The organism is Gemmatimonadota bacterium, from assembly GCA_026387915.1.
GTDB lineage: Bacteria > Gemmatimonadota > Gemmatimonadetes > Gemmatimonadales > Gemmatimonadaceae > Fen-1231.
The window spans coordinates 16841-35943 of the sequence record JAPLKS010000005.1 but is presented as its reverse complement, the minus strand read 5'-3'; the positions used below and the strand labels follow the sequence as shown (position 1 = coordinate 35943).

Annotated in this window: 16 protein-coding genes; 14 read left to right on the top strand and 2 right to left on the bottom strand. The window is 63.4% G+C overall.

The genetic code is table 11. The features are described 5' to 3' along the window. The first annotated feature begins 31 nt into the window (after positions 1-31). The 3 genes from NTZ43_01235 to NTZ43_01225 all read left to right on the top strand — a co-directional run bounded on the left by NTZ43_01235 (position 32) and on the right by NTZ43_01225 (position 3839). Positions 32-1732 carry a carboxypeptidase-like regulatory domain-containing protein gene (locus NTZ43_01235; GenBank protein ID MCX5765834.1) on the top strand — a complete coding sequence of 567 codons (1701 nt, stop codon included), beginning with the start codon at positions 32-34 and terminating at the stop codon, positions 1730-1732. A 53-nt stretch (positions 1733-1785) separates the two neighbouring features. Beyond that, complete coding sequence (locus tag NTZ43_01230; protein ID MCX5765833.1) at positions 1786-2160, top strand: VOC family protein; 375 nt, start codon at positions 1786-1788, stop codon at positions 2158-2160. A gap of 122 nt (positions 2161-2282) precedes the next feature. Next, entirely contained in the window at positions 2283-3839 is a 1557-nt protein-coding gene (locus NTZ43_01225) for a serine hydrolase (protein ID MCX5765832.1), read from the top strand. Between the two features lie 15 nt (positions 3840-3854). Here the strand turns inward: NTZ43_01225 and NTZ43_01220 are convergent, their stop codons facing one another. Further along, complete coding sequence (locus NTZ43_01220; GenBank protein MCX5765831.1) at positions 3855-4283, bottom strand: CopD family protein; 429 nt, start codon at positions 4281-4283, stop codon at positions 3855-3857. Between the two features lie 92 nt (positions 4284-4375). Here NTZ43_01220 and NTZ43_01215 point away from each other — a divergent pair, with 92 nt between their 5' ends. The 11 genes from NTZ43_01215 (at position 4376) to NTZ43_01165 (ending at position 18163) form a co-directional block, all read left to right on the top strand. Next, positions 4376-5203 (top strand): SDR family oxidoreductase, encoded by an 828-nt coding sequence (locus NTZ43_01215; protein ID MCX5765830.1) that lies wholly within the window; start codon positions 4376-4378, stop codon positions 5201-5203. 47 nt (positions 5204-5250) lie between these two features. Next, entirely contained in the window at positions 5251-6108 is an 858-nt protein-coding gene (locus tag NTZ43_01210) for a sugar phosphate isomerase/epimerase (protein ID MCX5765829.1), read from the top strand. Positions 6109-6133: 25 nt separating this feature from the next. Beyond that, positions 6134-7828, top strand: coding sequence for a GMC family oxidoreductase (locus NTZ43_01205; GenBank protein ID MCX5765828.1), 1695 nt, complete (start codon positions 6134-6136; stop codon positions 7826-7828). Beyond that, positions 7825-8454: a gluconate 2-dehydrogenase subunit 3 family protein gene (locus NTZ43_01200; GenBank protein MCX5765827.1), complete on the top strand. Its 630-nt coding sequence runs from the start codon at positions 7825-7827 to the stop codon at positions 8452-8454. The genes NTZ43_01205 and NTZ43_01200 overlap by 4 nt, the downstream gene beginning before the upstream one ends. 42 nt (positions 8455-8496) lie before the next feature. Further along, complete coding sequence (locus NTZ43_01195; GenBank protein ID MCX5765826.1) at positions 8497-9789, top strand: serine hydrolase; 1293 nt, start codon at positions 8497-8499, stop codon at positions 9787-9789. 101 nt (positions 9790-9890) lie between these two features. Next, positions 9891-11948 (top strand): M1 family metallopeptidase, encoded by a 2058-nt coding sequence (locus NTZ43_01190; protein MCX5765825.1) that lies wholly within the window; start codon positions 9891-9893, stop codon positions 11946-11948. Between the two features lie 4 nt (positions 11949-11952). Then, a complete protein-coding gene (locus NTZ43_01185; GenBank protein ID MCX5765824.1) occupies positions 11953-13032 on the top strand; it encodes an acetamidase/formamidase family protein in 1080 nt (359 codons plus the stop codon). A gap of 60 nt (positions 13033-13092) precedes the next feature. Then, positions 13093-14235 carry an acetamidase/formamidase family protein gene (locus NTZ43_01180; GenBank protein ID MCX5765823.1) on the top strand — a complete coding sequence of 381 codons (1143 nt, stop codon included), beginning with the start codon at positions 13093-13095 and terminating at the stop codon, positions 14233-14235. Between the two features lie 45 nt (positions 14236-14280). Continuing rightward, entirely contained in the window at positions 14281-15852 is a 1572-nt protein-coding gene (locus NTZ43_01175; GenBank protein MCX5765822.1) for a long-chain-fatty-acid--CoA ligase, read from the top strand. A 150-nt stretch (positions 15853-16002) separates the two neighbouring features. Next, a complete protein-coding gene (locus NTZ43_01170) occupies positions 16003-17235 on the top strand; it encodes a Gfo/Idh/MocA family oxidoreductase (GenBank protein ID MCX5765821.1) in 1233 nt (410 codons plus the stop codon). Between the two features lies 1 nt (position 17236). Continuing rightward, on the top strand, positions 17237-18163 hold the full coding sequence (locus tag NTZ43_01165) for a proline dehydrogenase family protein (GenBank protein ID MCX5765820.1): 927 nt from the start codon (positions 17237-17239) through the stop codon (positions 18161-18163). Here the strand turns inward: NTZ43_01165 and NTZ43_01160 are convergent. Then, the gene (locus NTZ43_01160) at positions 18160-19077 is read right to left on the bottom strand and encodes a DUF1906 domain-containing protein (protein ID MCX5765819.1); all 918 of its coding nucleotides are present in this window, start codon (positions 19075-19077) and stop codon (positions 18160-18162) included. The two genes, NTZ43_01165 and NTZ43_01160, sit on opposite strands and share 4 nt — an antisense overlap. Positions 19078-19103: the final 26 nt, after the last annotated feature.

Below are 19103 nucleotides of genomic sequence, written 5' to 3'. Positions count from 1 at the left end.
CACTGGCGCGAACGCGCCGAGGAGGGGTGCGATGCGCGTGGTGGTCACTGTCGGATTGCTCCTCTCGTGTGCCACGCATGGGGCGTTGGCGCAACGCGTGCGTGGCACAGTGACGCTCCCCGACAGCTCGACCCCAGCCACCGGCATTATCGTGGTGGCCACCGACTCGCTTCAGCGCGTGGCGGGGCGTACGCTTTCGGGCGAACGTGGCGACTACACGCTCGCGCTGCCCGCGGGGGGCGTGTTCGTGTTGCGGGCTCTACGTGTGGGGTACCGCCCCACCGTGCTCCCTCCAATAACGGTTGCGGCCGGCGAGCTGGTGGAGCAGCGCATTGTGCTCGGCGCCGAGGCAGTGAACCTCGCCACGGTGACGGTGCAGAGTAAAAGCGTCTGCCGCATTCGCGACGATTCGGGACAGATGGTGGCGCAGCTTTGGGAGGAAGCTCGGAAGGCACTCACGGCATCGCAACTCGCGGTCAACGAGCACCGGCTCACCACGCGTTGGCTCACGTATGTGCGCACGCTCGACAGTGCGGGGCGGGTGGTGCGCAAACAGACGGTTGGGGTGCGAAGCGGCAACACCTCGCGGCCGTTCGTCAGCGATTCTCCGGAATCGCTCGATCAACTGGGTTACGTGATCAATGTGGGGAGCGATATGGTGTTCCGTGCGCCCGATGAACGGGCGCTGCTGTCCGATCAGTTCGCAAGCTCGCACTGTTTCTCGATTGTACTTCCTACGAGTGGGTCGCTTGACCGCATTGGCGTTGGGTTTAGCCCATCGGCGGCGCGCAATAATGTGAAAGACATTGAGGGGACATTCTGGCTCGACCGCGCCACCGCCGAACTGAGGTCGCTCGAGTTTTCCTATACGGGGCTGGCGCCCGAGTACGCTGACGCGGGGACGGGCGGACGCGTGGAGTTCCGGCGCATCTCTACTGGGCATTGGTTCGTGAATCGGTGGTCCATTCGGATGCCGCACATGACCGTGCGATCGTCCGTCACCGTGCGCGGACTTCGCGCCGCGTCGTTCCTGGTTCCCGTGGCCATGCAACTCTCTGGCGGCGAAGTCTCCGAGGTGGCCTTCGGGGGCACGGTGCTGTACGCCGGCGGTGGCGCGTCGTATGAGCTGAGGCTTGTGCAACGGGACTCGTTGCTGGCCGTCGCGGGGACGAATATCGCATTAGAAGGCAGCGACTACACGCTCACGGCAGACAGCGCCGCTCGGGTGCGACTCACGCACGTGCTTGCTGGGCGCTATAAGCTGCAGTGGTCAACAGCCGTGATGCGTGAAGCGGACATTCCTCCCTTCGAACGGCTCGTGGAGATTCGCGACGGCATGCCGGTGGACACGGTGAGTTTGCCGACGGGGGAGGAACTGCTCGCGCGCGCCTGCGGTGCGCCAAAGGGCCGCGGCGCCTCGCGAACGGGGTTGCTGTATGGCACGGTCACGGACGAGACCGGTGCCCCAATACGCGGCGCGGTCGTGACCCTGTCTTGGTTGGCGAGTATCGACGCGCGCGCGGACGGAAAAGTGGCCGTCAAATCGCTCGGGGCCGAAGTGACCGCCGACGCCGCAGGCCGCTGGCGCGTGTGTGGTGTGCCGCGAGAGAGGGTGGTGCAACTGTATGCTGCGCCGGCCGCCGGCGGCACGCACTCGCCGAACGCGCGCGCACAACTGTTGCCGCCTCAGCTTCTCGTCCGCGTGCCGCTCACCGTGCATCGCGCGCCGTAGCGAGAGTCCACGCTGAGGCGCTATGTTCGCAGCGACTCTTTCACGGGGTACCTATGTCCGGGGTGTCGAGTATTGGTCAGATTGCCGTGGTGTGCCACGATGTGCCGCGCGCCACGGCGTTTTATCGCGACGCCGTCGGGCTGCCTTTCTTGTTCGAGACCACCGGCCTCGCCTTTTTCCGCTGCGGCGAGACCCGCCTCATGCTCTCAACCACCGAGCAGGCGGAGCTCGCGCCGCCCGGTTCTGTACTGTACTTCAAGACATCCGATCTCGACGCCTCCACCTCGGCGCTCGTCGCACAGGGAGCGACGGTGGAACGCGAGCCGCATCTCGTGGCGCGGATGCCCGACCACGAGCTCTGGATGAGTTTCTGGCGCGATACCGAAGGCAACCTGATGGCGTTTATGCAGGAAAAGCCGTTGGGGTAGCGTGGCGCGGATCAGCGTGAACCGACAACGAACAACCGCAGACGAACAACCGTTTACCGTAGGCCGTTTACCGTTTTCAGTTTCAGTATTCCATTGATCGTCCTCCTGAATTTACCGAGCCCATGCGCCCACTCTGCACTCTCCTCGCGATTGTCGCTCTCTCCGCGACTCCGGCACTCCACGCCCAAGCCCCCACAGCGCCGCCCAACTTCGACGCGTACGTCGCCTCCGTCCTCAAGGCATTCCGCGTGCCTGGGGTTGCTGTTGCCATTGTGAAGGACGGCAAGGTCATTGTCGCGCAGGGCTTTGGCGTCCGTAAACTCGGTGAGCCAGCCAAGGTCAACGCTGAAACGCGATTTGGCATCGCATCCAACACCAAGGCCTTCACCGCCACGGCGCTCGCTATTCTCGTGGAACGCGGCAAAGTGGAATGGGATGCGCCCGTCACGCGCTATCTCCCCGACTTCGCGATGTACGATCCCTTTGTCACCCGCGAAATCACCGTGCGCGATCTGCTCGTGCATCGCAGCGGCCTCGGCCTCGGCGCTGGCGATCTGCTCTGGTGGCCCGCATCAACGTACTCGCGCAAGGAAATCTCGCAGCGCCTGCGCTACATCAAACCCGCCACCTCATTCCGCAGTGCGTATGCGTACGACAATGTGCTCTATCTCGTGGCGGGTGAACTTATCGAGAAGGTGAGCGGCATGACGTGGGAAGCGTTTGTGGCCAAGGAACTCCTCACGCCGCTCGGCATGACGCACAGCACCGTGCGCCACGCCGATGCCGCCGCTGGTGGTAATGTCGCCACGACGCACGCCGATGTGAACGGCAAAGTGGTCGCCGTACCGCCCATGGTGAGCGACAACACAAACCCCGCCGGCGGCATCAACAGCGGCGCCACCGACATCGCCCGCTGGATGATCACGCAGCTCGACTCCGGCCGCACGCCCGATGGCAAACGACTCTGGTCACCGGCTTCCGCGCGCGAACTCTGGACCGGCGTGACCCCCACGCCCATCGGCAGCGCACCGCCGGGCATGGAGCCGCTCCGCGCCAACTTCGGCCTCTACGCGCTTGGCTTTGGCACGCGCGATTACCGCGGCTACAAAATGCTCAGTCACACCGGAGGACTGCCGGGGTACGTCAGTCAAATCTTGATGATCCCCGACAAACGCCTCGGGGTGGCGGTATTCACCAATCAGGAATCGAGCGCTGCGTTCCAGTCGATTACACACCGCGTACTCGATTACTACCTTGGTGCGCCGACCGTGGATTGGTTGGGCGGTTACAAAAAGCTGGAAGCGAGCGAGATGGCCGAGCTCGCAAAAGCCACCACAACGCAGACCACGCGCGACACGACCGTGCGCCCAACGCTTCCGCTCGCGCGCTACGCCACCACCTACACCGACGTCTGGTACGGCGACGTGTCGGTCACGCAGGAAGGCGCGCGCCTTGCCATCCGCTTCAGCCATTCCCCTGAGTTGTCCGGCACGCTGGAGCACCAAAAGGGCGACGCCTTTATTGCACGCTGGAACGATCGTTCGCTTCGCGCCGATGCCTTTGTGCAGTTTGTGGTGCAGGATGGCAAAGTCACGGAAATGAAAATGACCCCCACGCCAGGGGTCGACTTCAGCTTTGACTTTCAAGATCTGGTGCTGCGCCCCGCCGCCAAGCCGTAACTCAGGCGGCGCACCTCAGAAGGGACGCACGATCACCATGGCGACGATCACGAGCAGCAATGTCGTTGGCACGGAATGCAGCCAGCGACATTGCGGCGCCGTGAGCACGTAGTCGCCACGCGCGAAGCGCGTAGCCACCCAATGCGCGTAACCGTCGTACAACAGCATCACCGCCACGGAACCGAGCTTGAGCTGCATCCAACGCTCGTGCATCAGCTCGGGATGCACCGTCAGCATCGTGAGCCCAAGCCCTACTGTGGCGAGCGCGCCGGGCAGCATCACAATCCGCAGCAACCGGCGCTCCATCACCACGAGCAGCGCCGACGCATCGGCGGAGGCACGTCGCTCCACGTGAAAGCCGAAGAGCCGGAAGATGTACGAGCTCCCCGACATCCAGGTGATGACGGCGAGCAGGTGCGCGGCTTTGAACCAGAGATACGACATCCGTCAAACGAAACACACGCCCACCTCGGCGACAAGCCTTGTGCCGCTGGCCGCACCTTCGCATTGTCCTTGCACCCACATCTGGAGTCACGGTGTCTGTTTTTTTAGGCAAAATTGTGTGCATCACCGGCGCCGCTTCTGGCATCGGACGCGGCATCGCCGAATCGGTGGCAAAGCAGGGCGCCACCGTCATCGCCACGGACCGTGACGGTGCAGGCGCCGAGCTGGTTGCCGCAGCAATTCGTGAACGGGGCGGCAAGGCCTCGGCGTCGGCTCTCGATGTGACGGATGCCGCCGCCATGCAGGCCATGGTGGATGGCGTGATCGCCGAGCACGGACGCATTGACTACTTCTTCAACAATGCCGGCATTGGTTTTCGCGGCGAAGTGCGCGACGCCACGCTCGCGCAGTGGAAGCAGGTGCTCGACGTCAACCTGATGGGCGTCATCTACGGCATTCATGCCGTGTATCCATATATGGTGCAGCAGCGGAGCGGGCATATCGTGAATACGGCCTCGCTCTCGGGGCTTATCGTGTCGCCAGCACTCGCACCCTATTCGGCGAGTAAGCACGCCGTGGTGGGGCTCTCGCGCGCGCTGCGAGTGGAGGGCGCCGAGTTGGGGGTCAAGGTGACGGCGCTCTGCCCAGGCTTTCTCGACACCAATATCTATGCGTCCGCCATCCGGGCTGGCCAGACGACCGATACCGTGCGGAACCCCGTGCCGATGGCCATTCATCCCCTCGACGCTGGGGTGGCCGAAATGCTCCTCGGCGTGGAACGGAACGAGGAGCTGGTGGTGCTCCCGCGTGCCGGGCGCATTGCGTACTTCTTGAGCCGCTTCGCGCCGGGTCGCCTCGCGAAAATCGGCCTCAAGCAGATGCGCCGGTTCCGACGCTATCGGGTGGAGCCAAAGGCATAACCGTCGGCGCAATTGCGCATCCTGCCGCCGTGTCGCAACGTAAAAGGATGACAACCCGCCGCCGTTTTCTCGAATCGGTGTCCGCCGCCGCGGCTCTGGCCGCGCTCCCTCGCGCCCTGCACGCCCTGCCGGGTGCACCGCTCATACGCGAACGCCTCGACCGTTTTGGCGTGCAGCTTTATACGGTGCGCACCGAGATGCAGAAGAGTGTCGAAAATACCCTCGCGGCGGTGGCCGAGGCGGGGTACCGCGAAGTGGAGTTCGCGGGCTATTTCTCCCGAGAACCGGCCGCATTGCGCGCCCAGCTCGACGCCCTCAAACTCACGGCGCCGAGCGCCCACGTGAGCCTCGATGCCCTCGAGCGCGACTGGCCAGGGCAGGCCGCCGCGGCCAAGGCGCTGGGGCACCGCTGGCTGATTGTGGCCTCGGTCGATACCAGCAAACTTCCCTCAACCGCCGAGTGGAAAGCGCTCGCTGGCCGTTTTGCGGCCGTAGGGAAGCGCGCCGTGGGCGACGGGCTCCGGTTTGGCTACCACAATCACAATGTGGAGCTCAAGCCCCTCGCTGATGGCGCCCGCCCGCTCGACATCCTCCTAGGCGAAACCGACCCGTCATTGGTCGATTTTGAGATGGATCTGTACTGGGCCATCTCGGCGGGGGTGGAGCCGCTCGACTACTTCGCCAAGTACCCCGGGCGCTTCCGCTGCGTGCACGTAAAGGACGGCAGCCCACGTCCTGAGTTTGCTATGCGCGACGTCGGGTCGGGCATTATCGACTGGCCCCGGATCCTTGCCAAACACAAACAGGCCGGCATCGAGCACTACTTTGTGGAGCACGATCAGCCCAAGGACGCGCTGGCCAGCATTCAGGCGAGCGCGAAGTATCTCAAACAGCTGTCTTTCTAGCCGCCCCGCGCCCAATTTCTTGGCCATGCAAACTGCCCCTAAACGCCTCATGTATGATGTGGCCATCATCGGCTCGGGAGCCGGTGGCGGCATGGCCGCGCACGTCCTCACCAAAGCCGGCGCCAATGTGGTGCTCCTCGAAGCCGGCGGACCGTGGGACAACACCAAAGATTCCAAAATGCTCACCTGGCCCTGGCAAACGCCGCGGCGTGGCGGCTCCACCAAGGAGCGCCCCTTCGGTGAGTTCGACGCCTGCATTGGCGGCTGGGAACTCGACGGAGAACCGTACACCAAAGCTGAGGGCACCAAGTTCGATTGGTGGCGCGCGCGAATGGTGGGTGGCCGCACCAATCACTGGGGGCGTATTTCGCTCCGCTTTGGCCCCGACGACTTCCGCCACAAGAGCGTGGATGGATTAGGCGACGACTGGCCCATCTCGTACGACGAGATTGCGCCCTGGTACGACAAAGTCGACAAGTACGTTGGCGTGTTCGGTTCCAACGAAGGGCTGCGCAATCATCCCGACGGACATTTTCTGCCGGCGCCCAAGGCGCGGTGTCGCGAACTGCTGGTAAAGAAGGCGTCGGATAAACTCAACGTCACCTGCATTCCCTCGCGCCTGTCCATTCTCACCAAGCCAGTGAATGGACGCATGGCCTGCCACTACTGCGGCCAGTGCAATCGTGGCTGCGCGGTGAATGCGAACTTCACGTCGACCAACGTGTTGATTGCGCCTGCGCTCAAAACGGGGCGCCTGACGTTGCTCACCAACGCGATGGCGCGCGAAATCACGACGGATGACCAAGGGCAGGCCACCGGTGTCAGCTACGTCGACAAGCACACAGGTGAAGACCGGCACGTCAACGCCAAAATCGTGGTGCTCGCAGCAAGTGCCTGCGAGTCGGCGCGGTTGTTGCTCAACTCCAAGTCGGCCAAGCATCCCAACGGACTCGCCAATAGCAGCGGTGTGGTGGGCAAATACATCACCGACACCGTGGGCGCTGGCGTGGGAGGCTTCATTCCGAAGATGATGGATTCCCCCTCGCACAACTGCGACGGCGTGGGCGGTATGCACGTGTATATGCCTTGGTGGCTCGACAATAAAAAACTCGACTTCCCACGCGGCTATCACATTGAAGTGTGGGGCGGGCGCAGCGTGCCGGGCGCTGGGTTCATGGGTGGCATTCATCGTTATCCCAACGGCGGTGGCTACGGCGCCGACCTCAAGGCCGACTATCGCCACTACTATGGTGCGACCGTCGGCTTTGATGGCCGTGGCGAGATGATCCCCAACGAGAAATCGTTCTGCGAAATCGATCCGAGCAAAAAGGATCGCTATGGCATTCCGGTGCTCAAATTCCACTGGGAGTGGACGGATTACGAGCTGAACCAAGCCAAGCACATGCAGGAAACTTTCCGTGCGCTCATTGCCGAAATGGGCGGCGAAGTGTTTTCGCCGATGCCTGGCAAGGATCGCGGCTACGGCATTGGCAATGGCGGCTCGATCATTCACGAGGTGGGTGGTGTGCGCATGGGCAACGATCCCAAAACGTCGGCGCTCAATGCGAATTGTCAGGCGTGGGAATGCAAGAATTTGTTTGTGACGGACGGCGCGCCCTTTGTTACGCAGGCTGATAAGAACCCCACGTGGACCATTCTTGCGCTGTCCTGGAAAACGTCGGACTTCATTGCCAAAGCGGTGAAGGAGCGTAGCCTGTGACCACGCGCCGCGATCTCCTCAAGGCGGCCGCAGTCGCGCCGCTGGTGTTCACTCCCATTGCGCCCGCCGACGCCATGCGCGCCGCCGAACACGCCATGCGCGCGCTCGACGACCAAGCCGCCGGTTCCGCGTACACGCCGCAATGGTTCCACGCCGACGAATGGAAGCAAGTGCGCGTGCTCGTCGACTTGATCATCCCCAAGGACGCCCGCTCGGGGAGCGCCACCGATGCCGGCGTCCCAGAGTTCATGGACTTCATCTGCAAGGACTACGCGCCGTCGTACAACTGGATGCGCGAAGGACTGCGGTGGATCGACGGCTTTGCCTTCAACACGTATCACAAGAACTTTGTTAAATGCACGCCAGCTGAACGGCGCGCTCTTCTCGATCAGATTGCATGGCCGCGCAAGGCCACCAAGGAACTCGCCGAAGGGGTGGCGCACTTCAATCGCCTGCGCGACTTCACGGCGAGTGGATTCTACTCCAGTAAAATGGGTGTGGACGATTTGCAGTACATCGGTAATCAGGCGATTCCCGAATGGCCGGGGTGTCCCAAGCCAGCGCTCGACAAACTGGGTGTCACCTACGATGTGATGAAGTCGCGCGTGCCCGTGCAGGGCGAGTAGCTACCGCGGGCGGCACACGCCGTCTGCTTTACGGAGAATGCGATGATCTGGAACATCCGTGCGTCGGTGCAACGCGTGCTGTTGTCCGCGCTCTTGGCCCCGCTCGCGCTCGGCGCACAGCAGCCTGCCGCAAAAGCACCTTCCGCTGCCGCACCTGTCTTCGCCAAGGACCGACTCGCACGCATCGACGCCGTGCTCGACAACTATGTCACCGAGCGCCGCGTCGGCGGTGTGGTGGCCCTCGTGCTTCACGACGGCAAGGTGGAATACGAGCACGCGGTGGGGTGGAGCGATCGTGAAGCCACTCGCAAAATGACGGCCGACGGCATCTTCCGCATCGCGTCGCAAACCAAAGCCATTACAAGTGTCGCCGCACTCATCTTGATGGAAGAAGGGAAGCTCACGCTCGAAGACCCGGTGAGCAACTGGATTCCAACCTTCGCGAAAACCACGGTCGCCGTGCGCACCGACACCGGCCGCGCGATTGTGCCGGCCAAGCGGGCCATCACCATCAAGGATCTGCTCACGCACACATCGGGCGTGTCGTATGGTACGGACGCTCTCGTCGCGCCGCTCTACGAAGCCAAAGGCCTCGGCCCCGCCGCAGGCTTTGGTTGGTACACAGCCGACAAAAACGAGCCGATCTGCGAATCGATGGAGCGGCTCGGCACCTTGCCCTTCGTGTCGCAGCCTGGCGCCGCGTGGGTCTATGGCTACAACACCGACATCCTCGGCTGCGTGGTAGAGCGTGCGAGTGGCAAGCCGCTCGACGAATTCATTCGCGAGCGCATCACAGGGCCGCTCGGCATGACCGACACGCATTTCTATTTGCCGCCGGCCAAGCGTGACCGACTCGCCGTGGTGTACGGCAGCGACAATACGGGGCATGCCGTGCGTGCGCCCGAAGGGCCGCGTGGGCAGGGCGACTACGTGGACGGCCCGCGCCGGAGCTTTGCCGGTGGTGCCGGACTCCTTTCAACTGCGCACGACTACGCGCGCTTCTTAGAAATGATCCGCCGTCGCGGCACGCTCGACGGTAAACGCATTCTCGCGCCGCACACCGTGGGGCTGATGACCACCAATCAGGTGGGCACCCTCGCCGGCGACGGCATGGGGTGGGGGCTCGGTTTTCAGATCACAGAGCGCTACGGCGCCTCGGGCTCCGCGTCGGTCGGCACCTTTGGCTGGGGCGGCGCCTACGGCTCCAACTACAAGGTGGACCCCGCTGAGGGGCTGGTGATCGTGCTGATGGTGAACCAGCTGCCGAACACTTCGGGAATCGCCACCAAGTTCTCGAATCTGGTCTATCAAGCACTCGTCGGAGGGGCGCGCTGAGCGAATCATCGTTCGGCGGGCACTGCGCGTACATCTATAGAGTGCTCCGTTGTCGAAGCGCGCCCACCCCCTTGGCGCGTTCACCACACTCCAAAGAGCAAATGAACCTCTCGACGCGATTCTTGCTGGCCGTGGCGCTGCTCCCCGCCGTCAGCGTGGCGCAGGCGCCACCGCGAGCCGTACGCCGCGATGTGCCGATCACCAACACCATTCGCCGCGCCTTGGCGGCTGGTACGCGCGATTCCACCGGACGCCCGGGGCGCAACTACTGGCAGCTCCGCACCGACTACACCATCCGCGCGCGTCTCGACCCCGCCACGTCACGCATCAGCGGCCGCGAGTCCATCACGCTGCAGAACAACAGCCCGGACTCGCTGCGTAGCATTGTCCTCCGGCTCGACATGAACATGTTCTTGTTCAACGTGCCGCGCGCCGCACCCTGGGTGCCAGCGGAACTCACCGACGGTTTCGCGATTTCGCGCATGAGCGTGGATGGCGAACCGGTGAACCTCAACGCACCGGCAGGCCGCGGTGGACGTGGGGCCGCAGCGCCTGCAGCCACGCAGAACAGCGCGAGCGGACTCAACAGCACGCGCGCCACGATCAATCTGCTCAAGGCGATTCCCGCCCACGGCAAAGCGACGCTCGATATTGAGTGGAGTCACAAAGTGCCGGGCGGTCCGGGACAGTCGCACCGCATGACGCAGCGCTGGGCCGACACGCTCTATCAGCCCACGCAATGGTATCCGCGTGTTGCTGTGTACGACGATCTCCGTGGTTGGGACCCAGAGCTTTATCTCGGGCCGTCGGAGTTCTACAACAACTTCGGCCGCTTCGACGTGTCGATTGACGTCCCCGCCGGTTGGATTGTGAGCGGCACCGGCATTTTGCAAAATCCCAACGAAGTGCTCACCGCCACCGCGCGCGAGCGGCTCTCACACGTGCTCGAGTCCGACGACGTGCGCACGATTGTCGGCCCTGACGAAATAGGCCCGGGTAAAGCCACCGCCGCCGGCGATCGACTCACCTGGCACTTCGTGGCCGACACGGTCAACGACTTTGCGTGGGCCACCGCCAAAAAGTTTGTCTGGAAAGCCACGCGCGCCACCATTCCTACCAAGCGCGCGGTGCCCGTGCATCTGCTCTTCCTGCCCGGTGACTCCGCGCTCTACACCAACGCGGGCCCCATTGCGCGTCACGCGCTGGAGTTCTACTCCAAGCAGTGGTTCCCGTACCAGTTCCCGCAGCTCACGCTGCAGGATGGGCCGAGCTCTGGCATGGAGTACCCGATGGTGATCAACTCCAATCAGGGCGCTGCCGATCACGAAACGGGCCACGAGTGGTGGCCAATGACGGTGAGCAACAACGAAACGTGGTACGGTTGGATGGACGAAGGATTCAATCAGTACATGAACATCCTCTCCAACGCCGACCGCGCCGCGCGTCCCGCCAATCTGGATGGCGTGGGGCAGGGCTATGGCCGGACGAGCGGTGACGAAGCCGAGTCGCCGATGATGTGGAACGCCAACTACGGTGGCCAGCAGTACTACAGCTTCACCACGTATAGCAAAACGCCGATGATGCTCTCGATGCTCGGTGGCGTTGTCGGCGACAGCGCCGTACAGCGTGCGCACGCCGAGTGGGGCAAGGCGTGGATGTTCAAACATCCGTCGCCGTGGGACTACGTGTTCTTTATGAGCAACGCGCTCAAGAACCACGCGGCGGAACTCGGCTGGTTCTGGAACAGCTGGTTGTTTACCACGGACGCGGTGGAAGGGAGCATTGAGACGGTGAAGACGAGCGGCGCGACCACCACGGTCACCGTTCGTCACGCTGGGCAGATGCCCGCGCCGGTGGTGCTCAAGGTGCAGTTCGCTCCGACGGGCGCTGCCATCAAGCCCATGAAGAACGCCACGATGCTCGACGATCACACGGCGCTGGTGACCTGGCCGGTGGATGTGTGGTTCGGTGGCAACCGCAGTTACAACGCGGTGCTCGACTTTGGCGGCCGCGCCATTGAAAAGATTACGCTCGACCCCTTCTGCCGTTTTCCCGACAAGGACGCGTCGGACAACGTCTGGCCTCGCGCCCAAGGCGCGGCGCCGGAAGCCGCAGCAGGTGGTCGCGGCGGCCGCGGCAGTGCGGTGTGCGGTGTATAAGCGCGTGAAGAACTCTCGTAGCGGCGGCTCATTCGGCGCCGAAGCGTGGTCGCGCACGACGGCCGCCGCGCTCCTGCTCGCGGTGAGCGTGACATCGGCGTCGTGGCAGGTTGCTGCGGCGCAGACGCCAACGGTGCATCAGCTTCCCGCCACGCCCACGACGGTCGCGTACGGCTACTACTGGGCTGAGGCCAAACCTGCCATTCGCGTGAAGTCGGGCGACATTGTTGAAGTTGAGACGATGCTCACCAACTCGCCCGTGGGGTTGGAGCGGATGGGGGTGAAGCCAGAAGATGTGTCGCAACACCTCCGCGATATTGTGGCGCAGGACACCGGATCGCTCAAAGGCCCTGGTGGGCACATTCTCACCGGCCCCATCTATGTAGAGGGTGCGGACTCCGGCGACGTGCTGGAAGTGCGCATGCTCTCGATTGGGTTGCCGGTGGCATACGGCTACAACGGCTGCAGCGGCTTTCTAAAAGAACTGTGTGAGCCGCGCGCCACGCGGCTCATCATGATGGACCGTCAGAAGATGACCGCTGAGATCGCGCCAGGGATTGTGGTTCCGCTGCGACCGTTCTTTGGATCGATTGGTGTGGCGCCGGCGGCCGCGCTCGGGCGCGTGAGCAGCAATCCGCCCGGGCCGCACGCAGGCAACATGGACAACAAGGAACTCGTCGCCGGCACCACGCTGTACGTGCCGGTATTTGTGAAGGGCGCACTGCTTGAGCTCGGCGACGGCCACGCCGCGCAGGGTGATGGCGAGGTAGACCAAACCGCCATCGAAACAAATCTCACCGGCCGCATTCAGGTGACGGTGCGCAAAGACCTCAAGCTCGACTGGCCGCGCATTGAGACCACCACGCATTGGATTGTGATGGGCACGGATAAAGATCTCACTGTGGCCACGCAAGTTGCCGTGAAGCAGATGGTGAAGTTTCTGATGGAAGCGAAAGGCATTACGCAGACGCAGGCCTATCAGGCGGCGTCGATGGCGGCGGATCTGCACATCACGCAGCTCGTGGACGGAAACGTGGGTGTGCACATGATGATTGCCAAGTCGGTACTCGGCAGCACCAAGTAGTTCCGCGTGCGAAGTGGGCGCGCTCGCGCCCGAACCCTCGATGCACAATCCGGAGTGGTGATGGCGAACAGCCGTAGAGAGTTCATGGTGCAGGCCCCGCTCGGGCTGCTAGGCGCGCTCGTGGCGTGCGGCGATCGCACGAGCGGTGTGGCCGCGAGTTCCGTGGCGGGTGAGGCGAGTGCTGGCGCGACTGTCGCCAGTGCGACGGTAGCGGGCGCTCCTACGCCACTCCCCGGCGCGACCGCCAACGGCCCCGTGCTCAACTGGATTCCCAAGCACGAGGAGCTCGTCTACACCTTTGGCGGCGCCGCGCCACGTCAGCGCATTGTGCCTGGCACGCGCATCATCACCTGGACCGAAGACTGCTTTGACGGGGCCGTGAAGACCGCCGCCGATTTGCCGTCGAAGGTTATGCCGCCGGGGCACGACAATCCGCAGACGGGACCTTTCTTTGTGGAAGGCGCCGAGCCAGGCGACACACTCGCCATTCATATTGTGAAGCTCGAACCAGCGCGTCCGTACGCCGTGTCGAGCTTCAGCCCGGGATTCGGTGCTATCGTGGGCACCGATCGCACCGCGATGCTCGGCGCTGACCTGCCAGAAATGACGTGGCGCTATGAGGTGGATGCCAAGAAGAATGTGGCGCGCTCGCAGTCGCGCGACGGCAAGTTCACGTGGGAGGTGCCGCTCGCGCCATTCCTTGGCTGCCTCGGACTCGCACCGTCGATGCAGGAGGCACGTTCGACGATTGTGCCTGGCGTGTTCGGTGGAAACATGGATTGCCCCGAAGTACGCGCAGGGAACACGGTGTTCCTCGGTGTGAATGTGACCGGCGCGCTCGTCTCCTTCGGTGACGGCCACTACGCCATGGGCGACGGCGAGATCATGGGCGCCGCTATTGAGGGCGCGATGAATGTGGAAGTCATTATTGACCTCATCAAGAAGAAGGCGACGCCGGTGCCGCGCATCGAAAACGCGAATGAGGTGATGTTCGTGGGAAGCGGGCGACCACTGGAGGATGCAGCGCGCCAGGCTTTCAAGGCGATGGTGGGCTGGGTGCGCGAAACGTCTGGCATGACGGAAATGGACGCCTATCAGTTTGTATCGCAGTCGGCAAAGGCGCCGATCGTGCAGCTCGTAGATCCCGAATACACAGTCATGGTGAAGATCGACAAAGCGCGCGTTCCCAAGCGCGGCGCCTGACGCCCCGCGGTATTCTCGCCAGATAAAATTCGAGCACTGACTCATATGCAGACCGCTCTCACCCCGCTGGAGTTTGCACGGCGCGCCCGCTCGCTCTACGGCGACCGCGAGGCCGTGGTCGATGGCGATCAGCGTTGGACCTACGCCCAGTTCTTTGACCGGTGCGACCGATGGTCGAGCGCGCTGCAGCGCTTGGATGTTGCTCCCGGAGACCGAGTCGCGTACATCGCCCCCAACACGCACGCGCAGCTCGAAGGGTTTTACGGCGTGCCGCAGGTAGGGGCGGTCGTGGTGCCACTCAATTTCCGCCTGTTACCGGCCGACTGGGTGTACATGGTCAATCACTCGGGAAGCCGCGTGCTCTGTGTGCATGCGGAGTTTCTCGACCTCGTGAACGCCGTGCGGCACGAGATGCCAGCGGTCGAACATTTTGTGGCACTCGAGGGCAACGCCCCCGGTTGGCTCCAGTACGAGCAGCTGCTGGCCGAGGCGACTGTTGAGTACGCACGGCACGACGTCTCCGAGCATGAGTTGCTCACGATCAACTACACCAGCGGTACGACCTCCAAGCCCAAGGGCGTGATGATCACGCATCGCAATGCGTGGATGAACGCGGTGGGGACGCTGGTGCACCACTCGATGACTTGCGACGACCGCTATTTGTGGACGTTGCCGATGTTTCACGCCAATGGGTGGACGTTCGTGTGGATTGCGACGGCGGCGGGTGCCGCGCACGTTTGCGTGCGCAAAGTGGACGCGCCCACCGTGTACCGTCTCATGCAGGCGGAGCGCACGACGATGCTCTGCGCGGCGCCCACGGTACTGATCATGATTGCGAGCGCTCCCGATGCGTTGCGCGCGAGCGCGCCGCGAGGGATTCGCGTCCTGACGGCCGGCGCTCCCCCTGCGGCGCACACCATTGAGCGCATTGAAGAAGAGCTGGGATGGACCATTACGCACGTGTATGGCCTCACCGAAACCGCGCCGCTCATCAGCGTGTGCGAGCCGCGAGCCGCGCATGCCGGGCTCCCCGTGGCGGAGCGCGCCAAGATCAAAGCGAGGCAGGGGGTGGAGTTGATTACCTCCGGGGAGCTACGCGTGGTGGACGAAGCGGGGCGCGATGTGCCCCGCGACGGCGTCACCGTCGGCGAAATCGTCGTGCGTGGGAATGTCGTGATGGAGGGTTACTACCGCGATCCCGACGCGACGGCGCGGGCGTTCGAGGGTGGCTTCTTCCACTCCGGGGACGCCGCCGTGGTACACCCAGACGGCTATATGGACATCCGCGACCGGCTCAAGGACGTCATTATCAGCGGTGGCGAGAATATTTCGTCGGTGGAAGTCGAAGGCGTTCTCCTGCGGCATAGCGCCATTCAGGAAGTGGCCGTGGTCGGGCTCCCGCACGACAAATGGGGGGAGGCGCCGCACGCCTTTGTGGTGCTCAAACCTGATGCCACGCTCACCGAGGAGGAGCTGCGCACCTTCGCGCGCGAGCGCCTTGCGGGCTTCAAGGTGCCAAAAGGGATGACAGTCGTGGCGGAGTTGCCCAAAACGGCGACGGGAAAAATTCAGAAGTACGTGTTGCGCGGCGGTCGAGCGAGCATCACCGCGCAGTGAAGCGGTGTTTATGCAAAAAGGTCCTCCGTCTCGTCCATTGAGTTAAGTTTGAGGTGAGACTGCTCGCCTGTTGGGCGAACCGTTCCATTCGCAAAACAGTCGTTCGACCGTGGTGAACAACTCAATCCTTTTCCTCAACACCTTCACCGTATGGCCTCCCCGCGACTCGGCGTTGGATTCATTGGTTCCGGTTTCAATGCGCGCTTCCATATGCAGGGATGGCGCGGCGTGCGCGACGCCGACATCCTCGGCGTCTGGAGCCCGAATGCCAAGAACGCGGCCTCGGCCGCGGCGCTCAGCCGCTCGCTCGGTGTTGGCGAAGCCAAAGCCTACAAGTCCATCACGGCGATGGTCGCGGACCCGACCATCGACGCGCTCTGGCTCACGGGGCCCAATCAGGCGCGGGTCGAGAATGTCGAAGAGATTGTGCATGCCGTAAAGTCGGGGAAGGGCACGCTGCGCGGCATCGCCTGCGAAAAACCACTCGCGCGCAATGTCGCCGAGGCCCAATACATCCGTAAACTCGTGAAGGGCGTCGGGCTCGCCACCGGGTATCTCGAAAACCAGCTGTTCGCGCCGCACATCGAAACGGGTCGCGCATTGCTCTGGGCGCGTGGCGCCGCCACCACCGGCCGTCCGTATCTTGCACGCGCGGCCGAAGAACACAGCGGGCCGCACATGCCCTGGTTCTGGAATGGCGCGTTGCAGGGCGGCGGCGTGCTCAACGACATGATGTGCCACTCCGCGCTTGTGGTGCGACACCTGCTCACCAAGCCGGGTGATGCGCTCTCCACGGTCAAGCCAGTGCGCGTCACGGGGCACATCGCCTCGCTCAAGTGGTCACAACCCAAGTACGCCAAGCGTCTCAAGCAGACGATGCAGGCGGATTACACCAAACGGCCCTCTGAAGATTTTGCCAGCGTCACCATCGAGTTCGAAACGCCCAGCGGCATTGCCATCGGCGAGGCGAGCACGAGTTGGAGCTTTGTGGGCGCGGGGCTCCGCCTCTCCGCCGAGCTCCTCGGCCCCGAGTATTCCATGAAGTGGAACTCGCTCGACAGTGGGTTGCAACTCTTTTTCAGTCGAGAAGTCACGGGGCGCGCTGGCGAGGATCTCGTGGAGAAGCAGAACGCCGAGCAGGGCGTGATGCCGGTGGTGCCGGAGGAGTATGCGGCGTACGGCTACACCAACGAAGACCGCCACTTTGTGAACGTGTTCCTTGGCCGCGAAAAGCCGCTGCTCACGTGGGATGACGGTGTTGAAGTGGTCAAGGTATTGATGGCGGCGTATCAGAGCGCCGAACAAGGCAAAACTCTCAACTTCCCACCGCGCGGCAACGACACGTTCGTGCCGCAGGTGGCCAAGGGAACCTGGAAACCGTAACATGGGCATCGCCAGAAATCTCCTCCTCCGCGCGTCCAAGAGCCCGTTCCTGAATCATCAGGCGTCGCATCGTGCGTTTGTGAAGCGTGCGGTCAAGCGCTTCATGCCAGGTGAGTCGCCGGACGAAGCGCTCGACGCCGCCCTGCGTCTCGCCGCCGAAGGACGCGGCACTGTTTTCACCAAGCTCGGCGAGAACCTCACGTCACTCGCTGATGCCGACGCGGTGCGCGAGCATTACCTCTGGTTCTTCGATCAACTCGCGGCGCGTCGCGTTCCGGCGCATGTCTCGGTCAAACCCACGCAGCTTGGGCTCGATCTTTCCGAGTCGGCGTGCGCGGCCGCACTGGATGTGCTTGCGGCCAAGGCGGACTCCATAGGCACCACGTTCTGGCTCGACATGGAAGATTCCACCTACGTCGACCGCACCTTGGCGCTCTATCGCGGCCTGCGTGCCAAGCACGAGAAAGTGGGCATCTGCTTACAGGCCTATCTGCGTCGCACGCCAGCGGATCTCGAAGCACTGATTCCTATTTCGCCCACGATCCGTCTCGTGAAGGGCGCGTACGCCGAGCCGGCTGCAATTGCGTTTCCGGCCAAGGCCGATACCGATCAAGCATTTTTCGATTTGTCGGTGCGCATGCTCGAGGCCGCGGGACGCGATCAGTGCCGCCCGATCCTCGGCACGCACGACATCCCGTTGCTCAACCGCATTGTCGAACGTGCGCGCGATATGTCGGTGAGCGATGGCGCCTATGAGATTCACATGCTCTACGGCATTCGCGACGCCGATCAGCAGCGGCTGCGCAAAGATGGTCGCACGGTGCGCACGCTCATCAGTTACGGCGCGAGCTGGTTTCCGTGGTACATGCGCCGATTGGCAGAGCGTCCGGCCAACGTCTGGTTCGTGATGAAGTCGATGGTGGGCTAGGGCGCCACAGTCCGTGCGGTCGCGCTGAACACGCTCGTTCCAGACGGAGCGGACGGCGATCGCACGGACGACACATCTTGGTCAATCGTCGCGGTGTATCCCCCGTACGATTCCGTTCGCTCGAAGTTGGGGTTCTGCCAGACGTTCGCGAAGGTGAACCCCGATGCCGTCGGGCTTTTGGTGAGCGCAAAGCCCGTGCCCGAGCCGACGAGCCAGAAGCGCGGCGTGTCCGTTCTCCCCAGCGCGGTGTACGACGCCTGCACTACACTCTGAATGGCTGCGGCGTTCGCCGTGTGGCAGTAGATGCCCGGTCGGTACTGTGTCGGCGCGCGCAACACCCGCTCCACCCACGCCTTGTAATAATCCTGCATGATGGCGGGGATGGTCGTCATGTGTTCGAGGTCAAGGAATATCGTGGACCCCGCGGGGAATCCTTCCTGCTGCGTGCTGGCAATCGCCTCATCGGCGTCCAGCGCGCCCTGTGCGGCGCTCAACAATCCGTTGGTGCAGCTCGTGGTGGAAACGATGGACGCGCTCCGCTTGAGCAAGGCGGATCCGCGCACATCGGCGCTCGTCCAGTACTGTTGTCCGACGTAGATCACGGCGAGCCCCCAGCCCATCCCCTCGAGCGTGGCGCGTTTGCCGAGCCACGAGGTCTGCGGCTTGTGGCACGGCGCGGAGAGGTAGTACGACGACCAATAGTACGGTGACGCGGGCTGCTTCCACGCGTTCATCAGCGCGTCGCCCGGATACACAGAGATGTCAAAGCCCGGATACACCGACGGCGTAGTGGGGGGCGTCGTGCTCTTTGTTGCGGTCGGTGCGCTGCTGTGACAGGCCAGCACGAGCACCAGCGCGGACAGCGCGAACGTCGGATGACGTTGGCCGAGTCGCAGCAGTGCGTGGCGAATCATCGGTGAGCCCGGGCGTGAGAGAGTGA